17 protein-coding genes are annotated in these 20,094 nt (G+C 51.6%); 12 read left to right on the top strand and 5 right to left on the bottom strand.

The window, feature by feature from the left end; translation table 11 throughout:
* Positions 1-68: 68 nt before the first annotated feature.
* On the top strand, positions 69-1,607 hold the full coding sequence (locus GA565_RS01790) for a pitrilysin family protein (protein WP_152197133.1): 1,539 nt from the start codon (positions 69-71) through the stop codon (positions 1,605-1,607).
* Between the two features lie 79 nt (positions 1,608-1,686).
* Here the strand turns inward: GA565_RS01790 and GA565_RS01795 are convergent, their stop codons facing one another.
* Positions 1,687-2,619 carry a sugar kinase gene (locus GA565_RS01795; protein ID WP_152197134.1) on the bottom strand — a complete coding sequence of 311 codons (933 nt, stop codon included), beginning with the start codon at positions 2,617-2,619 and terminating at the stop codon, positions 1,687-1,689.
* Between the two features lie 238 nt (positions 2,620-2,857).
* Here GA565_RS01795 and GA565_RS01800 point away from each other — a divergent pair, with 238 nt between their 5' ends.
* On the top strand, positions 2,858-4,921 hold the full coding sequence (locus GA565_RS01800; RefSeq protein WP_152197135.1) for an AsmA family protein: 2,064 nt from the start codon (positions 2,858-2,860) through the stop codon (positions 4,919-4,921).
* 69 nt (positions 4,922-4,990) lie between these two features.
* Here GA565_RS01800 and GA565_RS01805 read toward each other — a convergent pair whose 3' ends face one another.
* The 4 genes from GA565_RS01805 to GA565_RS01820 all read right to left on the bottom strand — a co-directional run bounded on the left by GA565_RS01805 (position 4,991) and on the right by GA565_RS01820 (position 9,488).
* On the bottom strand, positions 4,991-5,749 hold the full coding sequence (locus GA565_RS01805; protein ID WP_055775749.1) for a CDP-diacylglycerol diphosphatase: 759 nt from the start codon (positions 5,747-5,749) through the stop codon (positions 4,991-4,993).
* A gap of 58 nt (positions 5,750-5,807) precedes the next feature.
* The gene (locus GA565_RS01810) at positions 5,808-7,130 is read right to left on the bottom strand and encodes an MFS transporter (RefSeq protein WP_055775752.1); all 1,323 of its coding nucleotides are present in this window, start codon (positions 7,128-7,130) and stop codon (positions 5,808-5,810) included.
* 344 nt (positions 7,131-7,474) lie between these two features.
* Entirely contained in the window at positions 7,475-8,488 is a 1,014-nt protein-coding gene (yhjD, locus tag GA565_RS01815; protein ID WP_055775755.1) for an inner membrane protein YhjD, read from the bottom strand.
* Positions 8,489-8,588: 100 nt separating this feature from the next.
* Positions 8,589-9,488: a LysR family transcriptional regulator gene (locus GA565_RS01820; RefSeq protein ID WP_193311864.1), complete on the bottom strand. Its 900-nt coding sequence runs from the start codon at positions 9,486-9,488 to the stop codon at positions 8,589-8,591.
* A 127-nt stretch (positions 9,489-9,615) separates the two neighbouring features.
* Here GA565_RS01820 and GA565_RS01825 point away from each other — a divergent pair, with 127 nt between their 5' ends.
* The 10 genes from GA565_RS01825 (at position 9,616) to GA565_RS01870 (ending at position 20,082) form a co-directional block, all read left to right on the top strand.
* A complete protein-coding gene (locus GA565_RS01825) occupies positions 9,616-10,374 on the top strand; it encodes an SDR family NAD(P)-dependent oxidoreductase (RefSeq protein WP_055775762.1) in 759 nt (252 codons plus the stop codon).
* A gap of 49 nt (positions 10,375-10,423) precedes the next feature.
* Entirely contained in the window at positions 10,424-10,984 is a 561-nt protein-coding gene (locus GA565_RS01830; protein ID WP_370518009.1) for a GNAT family N-acetyltransferase, read from the top strand.
* Between the two features lie 111 nt (positions 10,985-11,095).
* On the top strand, positions 11,096-11,668 hold the full coding sequence (locus tag GA565_RS01835; protein WP_152197137.1) for a cytochrome b: 573 nt from the start codon (positions 11,096-11,098) through the stop codon (positions 11,666-11,668).
* Positions 11,665-12,228, top strand: coding sequence for a M48 family metallopeptidase (locus tag GA565_RS01840; RefSeq protein WP_055775767.1), 564 nt, complete (start codon positions 11,665-11,667; stop codon positions 12,226-12,228). The genes GA565_RS01835 and GA565_RS01840 overlap by 4 nt, the downstream gene beginning before the upstream one ends.
* A gap of 48 nt (positions 12,229-12,276) precedes the next feature.
* Positions 12,277-12,783 (top strand): RNA polymerase sigma factor, encoded by a 507-nt coding sequence (locus GA565_RS01845; protein ID WP_255474465.1) that lies wholly within the window; start codon positions 12,277-12,279, stop codon positions 12,781-12,783.
* On the top strand, positions 12,773-13,564 hold the full coding sequence (locus tag GA565_RS01850) for an anti-sigma factor (RefSeq protein WP_152197139.1): 792 nt from the start codon (positions 12,773-12,775) through the stop codon (positions 13,562-13,564). The genes GA565_RS01845 and GA565_RS01850 overlap by 11 nt, the downstream gene beginning before the upstream one ends.
* Before the next feature lie 453 nt (positions 13,565-14,017).
* Positions 14,018-14,590, top strand: a complete 573-nt coding sequence (locus GA565_RS01855) for a sorbitol dehydrogenase family protein (RefSeq protein ID WP_152197140.1) — start codon at positions 14,018-14,020, stop codon at positions 14,588-14,590.
* A 160-nt stretch (positions 14,591-14,750) separates the two neighbouring features.
* Entirely contained in the window at positions 14,751-16,247 is a 1,497-nt protein-coding gene (locus tag GA565_RS01860; protein ID WP_152197141.1) for a cytochrome c, read from the top strand.
* Positions 16,248-16,314: 67 nt separating this feature from the next.
* A complete protein-coding gene (locus GA565_RS01865; protein WP_152197142.1) occupies positions 16,315-17,946 on the top strand; it encodes a GMC family oxidoreductase in 1,632 nt (543 codons plus the stop codon).
* Positions 17,947-18,435: 489 nt separating this feature from the next.
* Positions 18,436-20,082 (top strand): malate:quinone oxidoreductase, encoded by a 1,647-nt coding sequence (locus GA565_RS01870; RefSeq protein ID WP_152197143.1) that lies wholly within the window; start codon positions 18,436-18,438, stop codon positions 20,080-20,082.
* The last annotated feature ends 12 nt before the right edge of the window (positions 20,083-20,094 follow it).

Genomic DNA, 20,094 nt, shown 5'->3' on the forward strand with positions numbered 1-20,094 from the left:
GCGGTTATTGACGTTGTTGCAGATGCACACTCAACCACGGCGGGTAGAGTTATTACGTAGGGGTTCACATGCAGGGCACCAGAATTCGCTTACTCGTTGGTGGGTTGTTGTTGGCTTCAGCCTGCAGCAACGTGCAAGCTGAAGCACTACAACCCGATCCAGCCTGGCAACAGGGTAAACTGGACAACGGCTTCAACTGGCAATTGTTTACTACGCCGCAGCGTCCCAGCGATCGCATCGAACTGAGGTTAGTCGTTCGTACCGGATCATTGGCAGAAAATCCGCAGCAGCAAGGCTTTGCGCACTTCTTACCGCGTATTGCGTTAATCCGCAGTGAGGGTTTCACCCCTGCACAGCTTCAGTCTTTTTGGCAGCAGGCGATTGATAATCAACGCCCGATGTCGCCGGTTGTTACCTCGTATGATTTCACCTCTTATAATTTGAGCCTGCCTAACGGCCGTCCTGACTTGATTAAGTCGGCGCTCAACTGGCTTGTGGATAGCAGCGGCAAAATGGTGATAACGCCTGAGTCGGTCCACGCTGCCTATCAGGCACCGCAGGATCCCATCGACACCGTGCCGTCCGACCCTCAGGACGTGTGGTGGCGTTATCGCATTAACGGCTCCACGCTGGTTGGCCATAGTCCTGAGCTGCTGCCGTCCAAAATGGCCAAAGCAGCAGACCTCAGCAAATTTTATCATCAGTGGTACACCCCTGACGCCATGACGCTTTACGTGGTGGGCAACGTTGACAGCCGTGGCATGGCCGAACAGATCAAAAGTGCGTTCTCCTCGCTAAAGGGAAGCCGCCAAACGCCACAAACGCTGCCAACGCTTTCTGATCTACCGGCCAAAGCGATGGCCACCTTTGACCCCACAATTAGCCAGGATCGCCTGTCGCTTGTCTGGAGCATGCCGTGGCAGCCGATTCAGGACTCTCCGGCACTTAGCGCTTATTGGCGCAGTGATTTGGCACGAGAAGCGCTGTTCCTGCATTTGCAACAGGCGCTGAAAACGCCGGCGGAAGAAAAAGAGGCCAAAGAGGGCGGTTCCGTGCAGCCAGCGCTGGGCTTTGACTGCCGCGTGCAGTATCAACACGCGCAGTGTGCTATTCGTATTGAAGCTGCACAGGAGGCAATTCAGCCCTCCCTGAAAAGATTAGCCACCGAACTGGTTAAACTGCGCGACACCGGCCTGTCTCAGGCCGAGTTTGATGCGCTGATAGGCCAGAAGAAAGACCAGCTCGGGCAGCTTTTTGCGACCTATGCGCGCACCGATACCGGCGTGCTGATGAGCCAGCGTCTTCGCTCACAGCAAAATGGCGTGGTTGATATTGCGCCTGAACAGTATCAGAAACTGCGCCAGGCGTTCTTAACGACCTTAACGCTGCCTGATTTCAATCAGGAGCTGAGACAGCAGCTTTCGCACGACCCTTCTATGCTGCTGGTTCAACCCAAAGGTGAAGCTGAACTGAGCGTCAAAACGTTGCAAGAAACCTACAGCGCGATAGTGGTGCCTACTGCGGCCTCGTCGTCCACCGACATACCGGCTACGGATGCACAGACTGCGACGTCTTCCGGCTCGGGTGCGGCAGGAACGGCCCAGTAATACGGGTAACGAGGAGCGCTGCTACGCAATCGGCTGCGCTCCTTTCGCCTGATAAACATCTGTTTCAACCCGCAATAGATCAGGTTGGCATAGCTTCCAGAGGAATAATGGCACCACGATACTGAATCACCGTACTGGCGGTTAGGTGTCCACGTTTTGCCGCTTCCTCTTCGCTGGCTCCCGTTAGGCGTTTTGCCAAATACCCGGCACTGAACGAATCACCGGCCGCGGTGGTATCAATAACGCGTTCCTTTTCCAGTTTAATCGCTGGAACTTCGTGCTGTTCTCCTTTCTCGTTGGAAACAATACAGCTCTCTGCTCCGCGCTTAATCACCACCTCTTGCACACCCAGCGCATGGGTGCGTGAAATCACGTCCTGGTATGGCTGCTTGCCCCACAGCATGTCTTCGTCGTCCAAGGTCAAGAATGCAATATCGGTACAGGCCAACATTGCCTGATACGCCTGTTGCGTCTGCTCTTTACTGTCCCAAAGGCGTGGGCGATAGTTGTTATCAAAAATAACCTTTCCACCGCGTGCGCGACACTCGCCGAGCAAAGTCATCAGGCGGTCACGGTTGTCCTGACTGAGAATTGCCAGGCTTATTCCGCTCAAATAAAGATAGTCAAAATCGACCAATGCCCTGCAAACGGCCTCCGAGTTCGGGCTATTGAGCCAGTAGCGGGCGGCCGCGTCGTTGCGCCAGTAATAGAAGGTTCTTTCTCCGTTGGCATCGGTTTCAATCACATAAAGTCCCGGCAGCTTGTTGTCGAGGCGCTGAATTAAATCGGTTGCTACGCCCTCCTGCTGCCACGCGGCAAGCATGTCGCTGCTAAAGCTATCTTTACCCAACGCGGTGACGTAATGCACTTTTAGCGCTTCATCAGCCACCTGACGGGCAATGTAAACGGCAGTATTTAATGTGTCGCCACCAAAGCCTCGGTTTAACAGCTCACCTTTTTGCGATAATTCGATCATGCACTCGCCGATAACGGCAATCTTTTTACTGGTCATGAAGCGGGCCCATCAGTGATTTAGGAAGATGCGTTCCAGTCTCTTCGTAAGTGCCGGATCAGTCAATAGTATTAAAACGCTGTTTTATTATTTTCCAAGACGCCTCGAAGTTTATAGATTTTTTTATAGGTTTTTCCACGCGTAAATGCTCCTGTAACCGCACGGATTGTGCAGGGCTGCATAATCTCAACTATCTTTAATGAAACTTATCAATTGATTGTCTGACAGGAACGGACCTATGACTCGCACAGGAAAAGCGCTGAGCTGGACGGCAGGTATAGTGGTCATACTTATCGTTGCCATTATTATTTTTGTGGCATTGTTCGACTGGAATCGACTTAAGCCAACGATAAATCAGAAGGTTTCTGCCGAGCTTAATCGGCCTTTTGCCATTCGCGGTGACCTGGGTGTTGACTGGTCACGCCAAAAAGATGAGGGCGGTTGGCGTGCCTGGGTGCCGTGGCCGCACATCCACGCTGAAGACATCGTGCTCGGCAATCCTGAAAATATTCCGAGCGATGCCCCTATGGTGCATCTGCAGCGTGTCGACGCCAGCCTCGCACCGCTGGCGCTGCTCGACAAACAGGTCTTTATTCCACGCATCTGGTTGAAGCAACCGGATGCCTCACTGATTCGCCTGGCCGACGGCAAAAATAACTGGACCTTTAACCTCGCCAATAGCGACACCAAAGACAGCAGTGAACCGCCTTCTGCCTGGTCGTTCAAAATGAACGATATTGTTTTCGACCGCGGTCAAATCGACTTTAAAGACGCGACGCTAAAAGCCGATTTTCGAGCAGTCATTGACCCGCTGGGTAAACCGCTGCCGTTCACTGAGGTGACAGGAAAGAAAAACGACAAAGGCAGTAAGGATGACGATAAAAACGCGACGCCAGACTACGTATTTGGCTGGAAGGTTGATGGCAAATACAAGGGTGAGTCATTAAGCGGCAGCGGTAAAATTGGCGGCATGCTTGCACTTCAAGACCCTGATGCCCGCTTCCCGCTGCAGGCTGACGTGCGCTCGGGCAATACTCGTGTGCAAGTGGCCGGCACCTTAACCGATCCCATGAATTTGGGTGCTTTGGACCTGCGTCTGAAATTTTCCGGCCAGACCCTGTCGGACCTCTATGGCCTCACCGGCGTGCTGTTGCCACAAACGCCGCCTTATGAGACCGACGGCCACCTTATTGCGCAACTGCATGACAAAAATGGCGCCAAATTTCAATATCAGGGCTTCAACGGTGAAATCGGCGATAGCGATATTCACGGCTCGCTTACCTATCTTGCCAGCAAGCCTCGTCCGCAGTTGAGTGGTGAACTGACCTCCAATCAGCTGAGATTCGCTGACCTTGCGCCGCTGATTGGGGCCGACTCGAATAAGGACAAAGCCAAACGCGGTGAAACGACGCGCCAACCGTCCGACAAAGTGCTGCCGGTCGAGAAATTTGATACCAAAAGCTGGAGGGTGATGGACGCCGATGTGCAGTTCAGCGCTAAACGCATTGAACACGGCAAGTCTTTGCCAATCAGCAATCTAAATACCCATCTTAAGCTGAATGACGGCAACCTGCTTCTCGATCCGCTGCGCTTTGGCGTGGCGGGCGGTAACCTGAACTCGACCGTTAGGCTCGAGGGTGATAAAACACCGATGCAGGGGCGGGTGGATATGCACGCGCGCGGTTTACAACTGAAAGAGTTGGTGCCGAACGTGCAGTCGATGAAGAAAAGTTTGGGTCAGCTCAACGGCGACGCCAAGCTGACCGGCACAGGCAACTCGGTTGCGGCGCTGCTCGGCACCAGCAACGGCGAAATGAAATTGTTGATTAATGATGGCGTAATAAGCCGTGGTCTGATGGAAATCGCGGGGCTGAACGTCGGTAACTACGTGGTGGCCAAAATGTTCGGTGACGATGAGGTGGCCATTAACTGTGCCGCAGCCGATGTGAACATTAAAAGCGGACTCGCGCGGCCAAGCCTGCTGGTGTTTGATACCGAAAATGCGGTCATCAACGTCAGCGGCACCAGCAACTTTGCCACTGAGCGCTTGGATTTATCGATTGACCCTGAAAGTAAGGGGCTACGCGTATTGACGCTGCGCTCGCCGCTGTACGTGCGCGGCACCTTTAAAAACCCGGATGCAGGGGTGAAAGCGGGGCCGCTTATTGCACGCGGTGCGGCAGCGGTTGCATTGGGGGCAATTGTTGCGCCGGCAGCGGCACTGCTGGCGCTGGTTTCGCCGAGTGACAATGAGTCAAACCAGTGTGGCGCTATCCTGCAGAAAATGAAGGCCGGTAAATAGGCCTTCATTTCTGTTGGAGTACATTGTTATGAAAAGCGTTTATTGTTTAAAACGCCATCACTGAGTCACTCAATTCAGGACCGCACAGTCGTGGTCCTGAATTTCTTCAGTGGAGGCGTTGTTGAGCTGCAGCAGATTACGCTGATTGGCCAGCAGCAGGAAATCTCCCCCTTTCAGGCTCACCATCGCCATGCCGAAATGCCCCATCTTCTCGCGGGCCTCCGGCACGCCTTCAGCCAACAGTCGAAATGCGCCTTTCTCACTCAGCTCGGCCGGTGACACTTTACGCGCCAGATAAGTATGCCCTATCAGCTTTTCCGGCAGCGTCTGCCAACGATAGCCAACCTGACCCACCTCTTCACTGAGCTGGTTTTTTACCTGAGGCAACAGGCATGAGATGTGGATATGCAGCTGATTTTGGCTACGGCCATATTCCGAGTTAATCGCCAGCGAGATATTGCTGTCATCAATCGGCTTGCCGTATTTATCGGCCATGTAGTGCCGAGCCTGCCATGCCTGAGCAAAGAAATTTGGTGTGTTGTCTTCCAGCAGTGCCGGACTTTCAATGCCGGTTATTCTGGCGGTTGGCATCAACAAAAACTGTAGCGGTCCGACCATGTCCTTGAGTACCACAAAGCCCTGCTGCTCATCAACCTGCACACAGGGTGCCGGTTGGCCGTTCTTTTGCTGATTGGGAACGCATTTTTGACTGACAATATTCCACAGCGCACTAGGGTTACCGGAGCTTGGCCAAACGTAATAAGCCACGGCGGCAATAACGGCCAGAAAAATAATCAGGGGGAACAGCAGACGAGGTTTCAAGCGCATTTGAATGGCTCTTTGATAAAGCTCGGCATCGACGAGGCCGCGATGCCGAGCGAAATAATCAGAGTGACTGGTGGCGGGTTTCTTTGGTCAGCAGCAGAGCAATCAACGTAAGCGTTGCCATTGAAGCCAGATAAACGCCGACATAAAACAGCCCGTAGTGGGTTGCCAGCCAGGTTGCAATATAAGGAGCAACGGAAGCGCCTAATATTGAAGACACATTATAGGAGAAAGATGCGCCGGTATAGCGAACTTCAGTCGGGAAAAGCTCTGGCAGCAGAGCGCCCATCGGGCCGAAGGTTAGCCCCATGACACTAAAGCCGCAGATCAGGAATACCATCACTGCACTGATTGAACCGCCGCTAATGACTGACGGGAAAGTCAGCGCAAACAGAATAATCAGCAGTGTAATGCAAATCATGGTTTTACGGCGGCCAAATTTGTCGGCCAACTGCCCGGCAATAGGCACCATTACACCAAAACCAATCACGCCAATCATTAGCATCAGCAGGAAGTCGTTACGAGTAATGCCCAGGCCCGCCGGCTTCGGCGTGGTGCCGTAACCGAGTGAGTAAACAGTCATGATATAAAACAGCGTGTAGGTTGCCACCATGATGAAGGTGCCCAGTACGGTAGCCTTCAGGTGTTTGCTGAACAGGCGACCAATAGGCACTTTAACCTGCTTGCCCGCCTTGGCGATTTTGGCGAATACCGGCGTTTCATGCAGAGAAACGCGCACGTAAAGACCAATCAGCACCAGCACGGCAGAAAGCAGGAACGGTATGCGCCATCCCCAGTCAATGAACTGCTGTTCTGTCAGCAGCCATGAAAGCAGCAGGAACATGCCGTTGGCAAAGAAGAAGCCGATTGGCGCGCCTAACTGCGGGAAAGAGCCGTAAAGCGCCCGTTTTTTCGGTGGCGCATTTTCGGTCGCCAACAGCGCCGCGCCGCCCCATTCACCCCCTAGCCCGAGACCCTGACCAAAACGGGCCAGCGCCAGTAGCAGAGGAGCGAATACGCCAATGGTGGCATAGGTTGGCAGCAGGCCAATGATTACGGTTGAGATACCCATGGTCAGCAGTGATGCAACCAGCGTGACTTTGCGGCCTACGCGGTCCCCAAAGTGGCCAAATAGTGCAGAACCGATTGGGCGTGCAATAAAGGCAATGGCAAACGTTGCCAGTGACTGAAGCGTAGCGGCAGCAGGGTCACCCTGAGGGAAGAAAATGTGCGGGAAGACAATAACTGCCGCCGTCGCATAAATATAAAAGTCAAAAAACTCGATGGCGGTACCGATCAGTGACGCGATGATAACTTTGCCGCGAGAGTTTTGGCTAACGAGTTCCGCGTCAGCCTCGAGTTCTGGAGTGATGATGGCTTGCATAAGTGTTTCTTATTTGTTTTTTATGTAAATTGGTTTGTTTAAAAAAATCATCTTAAGCACTGCCTAAAGGAGTTTCAACTGACCAAAAGGTGCATGAAACGGGGTTTTCGGCTGAAATGGGAGATTCATCCATAAACAGTCGTGATGGGTAGTCATAAGTTTGTCGAATGATTTATTTTCAGAGTAACATTCTGTAAAAGAGTGAAAGAAAAGTGAGTGGGGTAGTGGGTTATTCTGGCTTTTGCGGCGGGTGAGTGGTTGTTTTAGTGTTATATTCTGGTTTTTAGCCTGATAATCAGAGTTTCATGCCAAACAGTCGGCGCTGTCTGGCATGAAGGGGTTGGTTAAGGCTTGTGAGCGTGTTCCACGTCGGGCATCGGTGGGTCATCACTGTAGCGTGCAGTGGCTATCCAGGCTGCGCAAAATAGCGTGAGGCGCGCGAAGAAGTAGAAGAAAGCCATCAGGCCGATAACAGACCCAAAGGCCGCCCCCGACGGTGAGCTGGCTAAACGAGGCAGCATCATAGTCATGATAAATTTAATCACTTCAAAGCCGATAGCGGCGATCAGCGTACCGCGCAACAGCGCCTTTTTTCTCGGCTTGTGTCGCGGCAATATCCAGAAAATCCACAGAAATAACAGATAATTGGCGGCTATGGAGATGATCAGCGTAATGACGGTCATCACCGGACGAAGCCACTCGATGCCACCCAGACCCAACGCATCAACAATGCTTTGCTGAGCAGAACCGGCAATTGAGGTTAGCGACAGCGTAATAATCAGCGCCAACACCAGCCCGGTCAGCGAGACAAAATCGCGCAGATAGCGAGTATAAATTTTCTCCTGATCCTGAGGATTTCGCTCCCACACGTCTCGCGACTGGGCGCGGATTGCCTCTCGCAGGTTACCCATCCAGCTTATCCCGGAATACAGCGCGATAAGCAGTCCCGATAATCCCACCGCCGTTCTTTGCTGAATGGCCGTATTCACCGTGCTCTTAAGCGTATTGGCCAGGTTTGGGTCACTGATGCTACTGACGATTTTGTTGATAAGCTTCGCCAACAGATCGGGATTGGAGGCCAGCACGAAACCGACAGCGGCAAAAGAGACCATCAAAATCGGGATAAGCGACAAGAATGAGAAGTAGGTGATTGCGGCCCCAAACTGGCTGCCCAATCTGTCGTTAAACCTGTCGGCTGCGCGCAGCAGATGCGCTACCCAATGCCAGGCCTGAACCCTGCTGACCAGGCGTGAAAACCCCGTCAGGGTAGCATCCACCTTTTTATTGCCTGTTTTGATATTGATCAGCGGCTTTTCGCTGTCTTGTGGTGTCATTTTTTCTTTTGTGGGTAATGGCATTAATCCACTCAGTCCTTAGTGTTGTTCAAGTTCCAGCATTAAGTATAGCTATCATCTGCTTTTATGGCCCGTTATGCAGTAAATCACCGTTATAAAAAGCTTATGCAATAGAGGCTTGCATGATTTCACTCAGCCAATCCATCAAGATTTTTACCCGGCGCGAGATATGCCGACGGTGTGGATACACCAGCGTGACCGGCATTGGCGGCGCCTTAAACCGCGGCAAAATACTCACCAATTGCCCGTTTGCAAGATAAGGGCGAATGCCGATTATTGGCACCTGAATAATGCCAAGCCCCGACAGGCAGGCCACCACGTAGGTTTCAGTGCTGTTCACTGTTATGGCGCCGCCGCATTTAACGATTTTCAGCTCTTTGCCATCGAGATACTCAAAATCACTGCTGCGGCTGCGCAGTGCCTGATCGTAGTTCACCATGGCATGCTGCGCGAGTTGGTCCGGGTGGTCTGGCGTGCCGTAACGCTGCAAATAGTCCGGACTGGCGCAGTTGATCACGCTAAGGTGCCCCAGCGGGCGGGCAATCAATCCGGAGTCTTTCAACTGGCCGACGCTGATTACGCAGTCAAAGCCTTCGCGAACCACGTCCACACGATGGTCGGTGCTGCTCAGCTCTATTTCCAGCGCCGGATAGCGGTTGAGAAACTCGGCCAATCGCGGTAACACCATGTGCGTCGCCATCGTGAGCGGCATATCCACTCGTAACTTGCCGCTGACCGTGGTGGGATTGGACTGGAACATTGATTCAAGCTCGTCCATGTTGGCCAACAGCTCTTTGCAGCGCTCATAGAAAATTTGTCCGTCCTGCGTCAACTGCACTCGACGAGTCGAACGATGTAACAGGCGCGCCGACATTCTGCTTTCAAGCTGTTGGATCAAGCGCGAGACGCTGCCCTTAGGTAAGCCCAAACTCTCGGCGGCGCGCGTAAAATTACTGAGTTCAGCTACGCGGACAAAAACCTGCATTGATTGAATTTTATCCACATCTTCCTCACTAAAATCGCTGATTGTTGTTTCTATTGAGACAGTGAAACTCATTTTAGACTATTTATCCTTCTCTTCGACTCCAATAGGCTGTTTATCACACAACGTTGCAATTCTGGAGTCCTGAATGAGCAAAAAAATAGCAATAGTTACCGGCGGCAGTCGTGGATTGGGTAAAAACGCGGCATTAAAGCTGGCAGAACAAGGTATTGACGTCATTTTAACTTACAACAGTCAGCGCGAAGAGGCTGAGGCAGTCGTGCGTGAAATTGAAGCTAAAGGGGCAAAAGCCGTCGCCCTGCAGCTTAACGTCGTCGAAAGTGCCACCTTTGACCATTTCGTGGCGCAAACTCAATCTCAGCTTGAGAGTGTGTGGCAGCGTAAAAACGTTGATTTTCTGGTTAACAACGCCGGGATCGGCATTAACGCTCCTTTCACCGAGACCAGCGAAGAGCAGTTTGACCTGCTGATGAATATTCACCTTAAAGCCCCGTTTTTCCTGACCCAAAAACTGTTGCCACTCATTGCAGACGGTGGGCGTGTGCTCAACGTTTCTTCCGGGCTGACGCGTTTTTGCCTGCCGGGATATTCGGCCTACGCCACGATGAAAGGTGCAATGGAAGTGCTGACACGCTACCAGGCCAAAGAGCTTGGCGCGCGCGGAATTTCGGTAAATATTTTGGCGCCTGGCGCGATTGAAACTGATTTTGGCGGCGGAACGGTTCGTGACAACCAGCAGGTAAATCAGTACATTGCTCAAAATACCGCCTTAGGTCGTGTTGGCATGCCTGACGACATCGGCGATATGGTGGTGATGCTGTTAAGTGAGCAAAGCGGCTGGGTAAACGGCCAACGTATCGAGGCATCGGGCGGTATGTTCTTGTAAGAAATGTTGCAACGGCGCAGCATAACCTATAGAAAGAAAAGGAGTTCATATGCTGACTATTTCTACGCCGGTGCTTGAAACTGCGCGTCTGGTGCTACAACCCTTGACGGCGAACGATGCGCCGATTATTCAGCGTGTCTTTCCGCATTGGGAAATTGTGCAATATCTTGCCGCCACGGTTCCCTGGCCGTTTCCGGACAACGGCGCGCATCACTATGTTAATAATGTTGCGCTGGCTTCAACGGCTGCGGGAACCGGCTGGTTCTGGACCCTTCGCCGCAAAAGTGCGCCAGCAGAGCTTATCGGTGTGATTTGCCTGACCGATACCGAAGATAACAACCGCGGTTTTTGGTTGCTACCGCCTTGGCAGGGGCAGGGTCTGATGGCCGAAGCCAGTATGGCGGTCACCGACTATTGGTTTAATACGCTAAATCGTGAAGTGCTGCGCGCGCCCAAAGCCAAGCTTAACGAAGCCTCACGACGCATTTCACGCGCCAGCGGCATGCGGCTGATAAAAACCGAAAAGAAGGCCTACGTCGGGGGCGAATTTGATTCAGAACTGTGGGAAATAACCCGCGATGAGTGGAATAATTTGCACCACAAAAAATAATTCAAAAATCCTCGAATAGAACTCAGCCCCTAGGTGTTTACTCAATATCCGTCGAACTTGAAGCAGCATCGACACATATTTTGGATATTTTAAATCACCTGGGGCACGACTATGCAAACCACACAGCTTCAACCTTCGCGAAAGCGATACGATCACCTGACTATATTGCTGCATTGGCTCACCGCCCTGTGCGTGATCTTTCTGTTTGCCAGTGCCCATATTTGGGAGGTGCTGGAGCGTGGAACGCCGTTAAGAAAAGGGCTACAGTCGGTGCACATCTCCGTGGGCATCCTGTTGGCCGTGGTGATTATCTGGCGTCTTGTCTGGCGCATGACTCACCGAACTAAACTTGATGAAATTCCTATGCCGCGCACGCTATCACTGGTGTCGAAGCTAACGCATTGGGCGCTTTATGGCCTACTGCTGACGCAGATTACCCTTGGATTTTTATTCCGCTGGGCGCAGGGCGAACCTTTCTATTTCTTCTCGATATTTCCTATTCCCGATGTTTTTGGCATCGACTCCTCTTTGCGCCGCACCTTTGGCATGTTGCACAACAACGTCGCCTGGGCGCTGGTTATTCTGGCCGGTTTACACGCGCTGGCCGCATTGTTTCACCACTATGTACTGCGTGACGGTGTTTTAAGGCGGATGTTATCCACTACTGACAGGACGGCACCATGAAACTATTTACAGTAACTCATCTTTTCACCGTAAAAAAACTCACCCGACCCCTGCTGTTGCTAACCTTGGTTAGCGGGCTTTCAGGTTGGACATTAGCGGCTCATGCGATGGGCGATGATTCTAAAAAAACGCCGGACTGCCCGAAGGGTCAGGTTTATGACAGTAAAACTAAAGCCTGCATGATTGAAAAAAGCAGCATGCTTTCAGATGAAGACAGAACGCAGTATGCCTATCATCTGGCGAAAACCGGGCGCTATCAGCAGGCATTAAACCTGTTGGACACGCTGAAACAACCTAATACTAAAGAGGCGTGGAATTATCGCGGCTATGCCACGCGAAAATTGGGGCGCACAGATGAGGGTATCGGCTATTATCAGAAATCAATTGCTCTTGACGCCAAGTACAGCCTGGTACGTGAGTATCTTGGTGAAGCCTACATGATCAAGGGCCGACCTGATTTAGCCAAGGCACAGTTGGCGACCATAAAATCGCTGTGCGGCACCGGATGTGAAGAGTACCGGGACTTGCATGCGGCAATACAAGGGCACCCTGAATCCTGATGCAGGGTGCCTGATAACCTGAGGCAACCAGAAATTACCCCTCACGACCTGCGTAATGAGCTTAGTCTTTGTCTGGCGCGTTTATGGCGTTACGCCATGGTGTTGTCTAAAAAACGCGACGTGGCGGATGATTTGGTTCAGGCCACCTGCGTTCGCGCACTTGAGCGTGGGCAGCAGGTTGAGGCCGGTTCGCGGGTTGACCGCTGGTTTTTCTCTATTCTGCATTCGATTTGGATCAACGAAACGCGTGCTCAGCAGGTGCGTCGGGGACAGGGTTTCGTTGATATTGATGAACTTGATGCCGCACCTGATGAATTTGACAATCAGCGGCAGGCCAATCAGGTGATGCAGCGTGTCAATCAACTCCCCGAGGCGCAAAGGAATGCGGTGTTTTTAGTTTATGTCGAAGGTTTTACCTATCTGGAGGCGGCGCAAACTCTTGATGTGCCTATTGGAACTATCATGAGTCGGCTGGCAAGCGCCCGACAGACACTGGCAAAAGGCGCCGCCGAGCCGAGGGCTCTGTCTCAACGGGGAGAAAATCATGACCGATAATATTTCATCATCTCCGATTGCCGACACCCTGCTGGTGGCATATCTCGATAATGAACTCAGCGCTGAGCAGCAACATGCGCTCGAAAGGCGTTTGCAGCAGGACCCGCAGTTGGCAAGCAGGTTAGCTTATCTTCATCAAAGCCAGTTTGATTTTGTATCAGCCTTTGAGCCTCTGCTTGAGCAGGCGCCGTTGGTTGAACTGCAGTCTACATTGGATAAACTGACAGAAAAACCCCTGTTTCAGCAAAGTAATAATGGCGTGAGTCGCCGTAGTTTACTGGCGGCGGCGGTGAGCTTTTTGGTTATAGGCACGGGTGTCGGACGTTATGTATTGGCTCCAGTGCCTGACAATCAGGACAATAATTGGCGTAGCCTGGTTGCCCAATACATGTCGCTTTACAGCGCCGATACGCTGGCCGATATTCCTGACTCCCCGGCGCAACAGCAGGTTGAGCTAGACCGCGTAGCCAAAGAAGTCGGGATCGGATTAACGCCACAGCAGCTGCAACTCAAGGGTGCGCAGCTTAAGAACGCGCGCATTCTGCGCTATGACGAATACAACATCGCACAAATCTCCTGGCTGGACGAAAAGTACGGGCCGCTGGCGCTGTGTATAACGCGCAGCGATCGTTCCAAAAATATTCAGCAGACGGCAGAAGTTCGTCGAGGAATGAATGTTGTTTATTGGCGTCGGGAAGGTTTTAATTTCATGCTGATCGGTCATGCTCCGGCGAGTGATATTCAGCAGCAGGGAATACATCTGTTGAATACTATTTCATGACGCCATTATCATCATGCGAAATCACTATTATGCAAAACCATGCGCCATAAGGATCGTGATTTTACACGTATCAAGCAGATCGTTTTATCAAAACGATATTTTAAAAAAACGATTTAGCCATTGTTTTTCTATGTAACGATATTGTTATTCGTTTGTTTAAACAGATGTGCGCATTTGGTTACCTATTCCAGTACATTTGTTACATTTAAGATGCGAAAACCCTGCCCTAAATCGTGACGCCCCTCCCAAATAACCCTATTATTAGTCCGATTTGATGAAATTCACGCAATTTCCACTAGGTCATGCTCATTTTTTGCTCTAGGGATGATTTTGGCTGAACCGGTTTTTTGATTTGGTTAGCTAAAAGCCAGTGGGTGAAAAGTAGTCAAGGGGTGGCTGTTTATTAAAAAACGCCCTTTTTTAATATCGAGCAATGTGTCAGTAAGAGGCAATATGAAAGACAATAATAATTCAGAAGAAAAATCTGATCTCAGCGCGAGTGGCCGATTTCGTCGAAATTTACTTTCGCGTTCAGGCTCGTTAATCGCCGGATTTGCCTTGGTTTCCGGTGGATTAACCGCCGTTCCCGCTTTGGCCAGCACGGAAAATAATGACGCCTCAGATTTCACCGCATTTATTCGTTTATCACGGTTACTTACCGGACATAATAGTTTGGATATCCAGCTCGGTGAGCGTTTATATTCCGCCATGTGTCAGCAAAATGCCCAGTTTGCCGGGTGGGTTAAACAGTTGTCTGATTACGTTCAGCAGAACAATATTCCCGACGTTGAAACACTGGACGAAAAATTAAAACAGCAACCTCTGCATGAGCCGATGATGGCGATCGTCAAAGCGTGGTACAGCGGCGTTATTGAACCTGGCTATCACGCCACGGTTTACGGTTATCAACAGGCGTTGATGTACCAGATCCCACGTGACGGCATGGTCATTCCAACCTACGCGCACAATGGACCCGATTATTGGGTGGCAAACCCGCCTCCGGTTGACCGACTGCTGACCTTTTAATCAATAGCTCGTTACCGTGCGAGCTGGGATACCGGCGTTAATTCACCGGAAAGCGCGGTCGACTTTACAAATTTTCACGTCTGAAAGGTTTTTTCAAAAGGAATAAGCCTGCGGCCTCTTTTGCCCTAAATTCAGCGCGTAGTTATTAATATTGAGAATAATGGAGAGCACGTTTTTGCCAATAAATCACTCTTTACCCCGTTATCTGCCGTTCAGGCGCGCCTTCTATTATGCAGGCATCGCGGCGTCGGTTTTACTCGGCAGCACGGCCGTACAGGCAGCAGAAAGTTTGCCGCTGGCAGCGCCCTCCGACCACCAAACTGGCGTTGACCTGATTGCTCGCGGCAAATATTTGGCGATTGCCTCAGACTGTGCCGCCTGTCATACCGATCCTGATACCCAAAAGGTGTTTGCCGGTGGCTATGCTATCCACTCGCCGATGGGGATTATTTACTCCTCCAATATCACGCCATCCAAACAGTTTGGGATTGGCAACTATACCGAAGAGCAGTTTTCCCGCGCAGTGCGTGACGGCGTTCGCGGTGACGGCAGCTATCTCTATCCGGCGATGCCTTATCCGTCCTATGCGGGGCTGACCGACGCAGACATTCATGCGCTTTATGCCTACTTTATGCATGAAGTTAAACCGGTAGACGAACAGCCGCAGCAGACCGCGCTCAGTTTCCCGTTCAACCTGCGTTTCTCAATGGCCGGCTGGAATTTACTGTTTTTGCACAACAAGCCGTTTAAACCGCAGGAAGATAGGGACGCCACCTGGAATCGCGGTAAATATTTGGTTGATACCGTCGAGCACTGCAGCGAATGTCATACGCCGCGTAATGCATTGATGGCGTTGCAGGGCGGTGATGCATTGTACAGCGGCGCAATGTTGGGCAGCTGGCATGCACCCAATCTGACCAGTGATCCGGTGAGTGGCTTGGGCAGTTGGAGCGACAAAGACCTGGCGCAGTATCTGCAAACCGGTCATGTCGACGGCAAAGCACAGGCCGCAGGTCCCATGGCTGAAGCGGTAACCAATAGTCTGCAATATCTGCATGATGATGACATTAAAGCGATTATTACTTATCTGCGTACCTTGCCACCGGTGCGTGACCCGTCGCAAACCAAAGCCGCGGCCGAATTTGGAACCGATTCCAATACTGATACGGCCACCCGAGGCATTCATCCGATTTCGAAATTCCTCTCCGCCGACGCCTCGGGACAGACGCTTTATGACGCCGCGTGTTCGAGCTGTCACCAGCCCGACGGCAAAGGAACGCAGGACGGTTTCTACCCCTCATTAGTGCACAACACCACGCTGGGCGGCAACTCGCCGGACAATCTGGTGTCGGCCATTCTGTTTGGCGTCCAGCGCACAGTGAACGGTAAATCAGTGCTGATGCCCGCATTTGGTCCCTATTCTGACGTGCAGGCGTTGACCGATAAACAGGTTGCGACCCTGAGTAATTACTTGCTCAAGCAGTACGGTAATCCGCAGCTTTCGGTGACAGAAGAGGACGTGAAAACGATTCGTCAAGGCGGAGCGACGCCGCTCATCGCCAAAATTGCTGCACCCGCTTCCCTTGCCGGTGGCGTGATTGTGCTGATTATTGTGGTGCTGTTAGTGGTATGGCGTCTGCGCCGTAAACGCCGTTAAGCCCCGTTCTGTAATGGTTTATCTCCTGCGCGTAGTAAGGCGCAGGCTGAAATTTTAGAGGTTATGAATGTCTAACGAATTGAGTGCAGATGTCGTCATTATTGGCGGCGGGATATGCGGCGGTTTTGTTGCCCAGGAATTGGCGCAAACTGGACTGTCAGTGCTGGTGCTGGAAGCCGGTCCGCGCTGGGAACGTGCACAGGTGGTTGAAAACTGGCGTAACATGCCGCCTATCAACAAGTCTGAGTCAGACTATGCCACGCCGTATCCTTCATCTCCGTGGGCGGTCCATCCGCAGTTGCATCCTTATAATGAATATCCGCAGGTGGATGGGCCGGATGCATCGGCCTATCGGCAGGGTGTGGTTCGCGGAGTCGGCGGAACCACCTGGCACTGGGCGGCCTCGACCTGGCGTTTTCTGCCGCACGACCTTCAGCTTTACTCTACCTACGGCGTGGGTCGTGACTGGGCCGTCACCTATGACGAGCTGGAAGATTATTATTACCGTGCCGAAGTCGAAATGGGGGTTAACGGGCCAAATGATGACACTTTGAAATTCGTGGCACCGCGTAAAAAGCCTTTCCCTATGGAGCCAATGCCTTACGGACCCGCCGATCGCCGATTTACCGAGGTGGTCGCCAAGGCCGGTTATGAAAACACGCCGGTTCCTCAGGCGCGAAACAGCCGCCCTTACAACGGACGACCTCAGTGCTGCGGTAACAATAACTGTATGCCAATCTGCCCGATTGGTGCGATGTTTAACGGTATCCACAGCATTGTTAAAGCCGAAAAGTTTGGCGCGAAAGTCATCCCCAACGCCGTGGTCTACAGCATGGAAACCAATGCCGCCAACGAAATTGTGGCGGTAAACTTTTATGATCCGGATAAGCGCTCAACCCGCGTCACCGGTAAGACATTTGTGCTGGCGGGCAACGGTATTGAGTCACCGAAACTGCTGCTGCTGGCCGCTAACGACCGTAATCCGAACGGCATTGCCAACAGTTCAGGCCATGTCGGACGCAATATGATGGATCACCCGGGTATCCTGATGAGCTTCCAGGCGGCGGAACCTATCTGGACCGGCGGTGGGTCGGTGCAGATGAGTTCAATCACTAATTTCCGCGACGGCGATTTCCGACGTGATCATTCTGCCATTCAAATCGGCATGAACAACACTTCACAAAACCACAAAGCGGGCGTTAAGGCATTGCAGATGGGGCTGGTGGGTAAAAAGCTGGATGCAGAGATCCGCCGTCGGGCGGCCTGCGGCATGGACATTTACGTTAACCACGACATTCTGGCCAATCCTGACAACCGCCTGCGCCTCAGCACCACTAAAAAAGATGGGCTTGGCATCCCTTATCCGCACATTACCTATGACGTGGGTGACTACGTGCGGCGCGCGGAAGCCAGCTCACGTCAGCATTTGCAGCAGATTGCAGAGCTGTTCGGCGCGACAGAAATTGAGTCAACGCCTTACTTCAACCCGAATAACCATATTATGGGCGGCACTATCATGGGCCATGATCCGAAGGATTCGGTCGTCGATGGCTGGATGCGTACCCACGACCACCGCAATCTGTTTATTGCTTCGGGCGGCGCTATGGCGTCAGCGGGAACGGTCAACTCCACGTTGAGCATGGTGGCGTTGTCGCTGCGCGCCGTAGATGCCATCAAGAAAGATATGCTTCACGCCTGATGCCGTTTTCTGCCGTCGTATTTTAGCAAACCAGCCTGCGGGCTGGTTTTTTGTCGCAAATGTGGCCTCTGTAGTTCGACTGAGGGAGCTTAATCATTCTGTGCGGTTTTTAAGCACTCTGATTTCTCTATAATTTCCGCTAAACGTATTGTGAGCACTCTCAACGGCTATTTTATTTCGTCTTTCAATTCAACTTATTGCGAATTTTTGTCCTGTTTTAAGCAAAGGATTGCGTGAATAACTGGTTAATTTTTTCTCATAACTATGCCATTATCATAATATTTGAATTATTAAATTTATTATCGCGTAAGTGACAATAATGTTATGTTAGTTACGTAGATTGGTATTTTTTGTTAAAAATAACCACTAGGTTAGTGTGGAAAACGTAGGCCGCTTTTGATTACTCCCCGTAATGAGAGACTAAGCCGCCTTGGTCACAAGGAATGTTGGGTTTTTCACCTGCTTTAGCTAAAAAGTGAGAAGTTAACCATGAAAAATCGACTATCCAGTGCTCTAGGCATCGGCCTTATGGCGCTGTCTAAACACGCGACAGCGGCGGAAAACAAAATCGTTGATGTTGTCCTGATCGGTGGCGGAATTATGAGCGCTACCTTAGGCACTTACCTCCAGGAACTGGAGCCTGACTGGTCGATTAATATGTATGAGCGACTGGATAGCGTGGCTGACGAAAGTTCTAACGGATGGAACAACGCCGGTACCGGCCACTCTGCTTTAGCAGAAATGAACTATACCCCGCAAAAAGCCGACGGCTCGGTGGATATTTCCAAGGCGGTAGAGATTAACGAAGCTTTCCAAATCTCTCGCCAATTCTGGTCGTATCAGGTTGAGAAAAAAGTTCTCGGCGAACCGCGTTCATTCATCACCAGCGTGCCGCATATGAGCTTTGTCTGGGGTGAGAAAAACGTAGAGTTCCTGCGTAAACGCCACGCAGCGCTGCAAAACAGCACGCTGTTCCGTGGTATGGAATTCTCGGAAGACCGCACGCAGATTGAAAAATGGATCCCGCTGGTGCTCGAAGGCCGCAAGCCGGGTGAAAAGGTGGCCGCTACCCGTATCGACAGCGGTACTGACGTCAATTTCGGCGCGATCACCCATCAGTTGGTTGAGTCACTGCGCAAAAAACCAAACTTCAGCCTGAATCTGGGCCACGAAGTTAAAAACATTAAACGTAATGCCGATCAAACCTGGACTGTGACCTTTGCCAAAACCAAGGGTGGCCGCGAAACCAGCGTAACGACTCGCTTTATCTTTATTGGTGCCGGTGGCGCGTCGCTGACACTGCTGCAGAAATCAGGCATTCCTGAGGCTTCACGCTACGGCGGCTTCCCGGTCGGCGGCGAGTTTCTGGTAACGGATAACCCTGACATCGTTAAACGTCATCAGGCCAAGGTTTACGGTAAAGCCTCCGTTGGCGCGCCGCCGATGTCAGTTCCGCACCTTGATACACGCGTGCTCGATGGCAAAAAAGTGCTGTTGTTCGGACCTTTTGCGACATTTTCCAGCAAGTTTTTGAAAAATGGCTCGCTGTGGGACCTGTTTGGCACCGTTAATCTGCATAACATTTTCCCGATGGTTCGCGTAGGGCTTGATAACTTTGATCTGGTGAAGTACCTGATTAATCAGGTGATGCTCAGTGAAGATCAGCGCTTGAGCGCGCTGAAGGAGTATTTCCCGGATGCGCAAAAGCAGGACTGGCGTTTGGTTGTTGCCGGTCAGCGCGTGCAGATTATTGAAAAAGAAGGTAAACAGGGCGGTGTTCTGCGTCTGGGTACTGAAGTCGTCACCTCACAGGATGGCTCAATTGCCGCACTGTTAGGGGCATCTCCGGGTGCATCTACCGCGGCGCCAATCATGTTGCAGCTGATGGAGCGGGTATTCAAAGACAAAATTGCTTCGCCAGAATGGCAGAGCAAATTGAAAGAGATGATCCCGTCTTATGGCCAGGAAATGAATGGTAATGTGGAGCTTTCAGAAAGAGAAATGAATCGCACCAGCCGTATTCTGCAGCTTGAAGACGCCCATGCCGATGCTGCGCCGGTGAAACCAGCCGCTGTGGTTCAGCCAGTGGTTCAGGTTATGGAAGAAGAAGCTCTGCAGGAAGAGTTGACCTCGTAATTTATAAAATCA

The organism is Rouxiella sp. S1S-2 (assembly GCF_009208105.1).
Taxonomy (GTDB): Bacteria; Pseudomonadota; Gammaproteobacteria; order Enterobacterales; family Enterobacteriaceae; genus Rouxiella.

What these genes read in the sequence shown, in the direction of transcription:
- GA565_RS01790 (WP_152197133.1), top strand. Translation starts at nt 69, where the DNA reads ATGCAGGGCACCAGAATTCGCTTACTCGTTGGTGGGTTGTTGTTGGCT.
- GA565_RS01795 (WP_152197134.1), bottom strand. Translation starts at nt 2,619, where the DNA reads ATGACCAGTAAAAAGATTGCCGTTATCGGCGAGTGCATGATCGAATTA.
- GA565_RS01800 (WP_152197135.1), top strand. Translation starts at nt 2,858, where the DNA reads ATGACTCGCACAGGAAAAGCGCTGAGCTGGACGGCAGGTATAGTGGTC.
- GA565_RS01805 (WP_055775749.1), bottom strand. Translation starts at nt 5,749, where the DNA reads ATGCGCTTGAAACCTCGTCTGCTGTTCCCCCTGATTATTTTTCTGGCC.
- GA565_RS01810 (WP_055775752.1), bottom strand. Translation starts at nt 7,130, where the DNA reads ATGCAAGCCATCATCACTCCAGAACTCGAGGCTGACGCGGAACTCGTT.
- yhjD (WP_055775755.1), bottom strand. Translation starts at nt 8,488, where the DNA reads ATGCCATTACCCACAAAAGAAAAAATGACACCACAAGACAGCGAAAAG.
- GA565_RS01825 (WP_055775762.1), top strand. Translation starts at nt 9,616, where the DNA reads ATGAGCAAAAAAATAGCAATAGTTACCGGCGGCAGTCGTGGATTGGGT.
- GA565_RS01830 (WP_370518009.1), top strand. Translation starts at nt 10,424, where the DNA reads ATGCTGACTATTTCTACGCCGGTGCTTGAAACTGCGCGTCTGGTGCTA.
- GA565_RS01835 (WP_152197137.1), top strand. Translation starts at nt 11,096, where the DNA reads ATGCAAACCACACAGCTTCAACCTTCGCGAAAGCGATACGATCACCTG.
- GA565_RS01840 (WP_055775767.1), top strand. Translation starts at nt 11,665, where the DNA reads ATGAAACTATTTACAGTAACTCATCTTTTCACCGTAAAAAAACTCACC.
- GA565_RS01850 (WP_152197139.1), top strand. Translation starts at nt 12,773, where the DNA reads ATGACCGATAATATTTCATCATCTCCGATTGCCGACACCCTGCTGGTG.
- GA565_RS01855 (WP_152197140.1), top strand. Translation starts at nt 14,018, where the DNA reads ATGAAAGACAATAATAATTCAGAAGAAAAATCTGATCTCAGCGCGAGT.
- GA565_RS01860 (WP_152197141.1), top strand. Translation starts at nt 14,751, where the DNA reads ATGGAGAGCACGTTTTTGCCAATAAATCACTCTTTACCCCGTTATCTG.
- GA565_RS01865 (WP_152197142.1), top strand. Translation starts at nt 16,315, where the DNA reads ATGTCTAACGAATTGAGTGCAGATGTCGTCATTATTGGCGGCGGGATA.
- GA565_RS01870 (WP_152197143.1), top strand. Translation starts at nt 18,436, where the DNA reads ATGAAAAATCGACTATCCAGTGCTCTAGGCATCGGCCTTATGGCGCTG.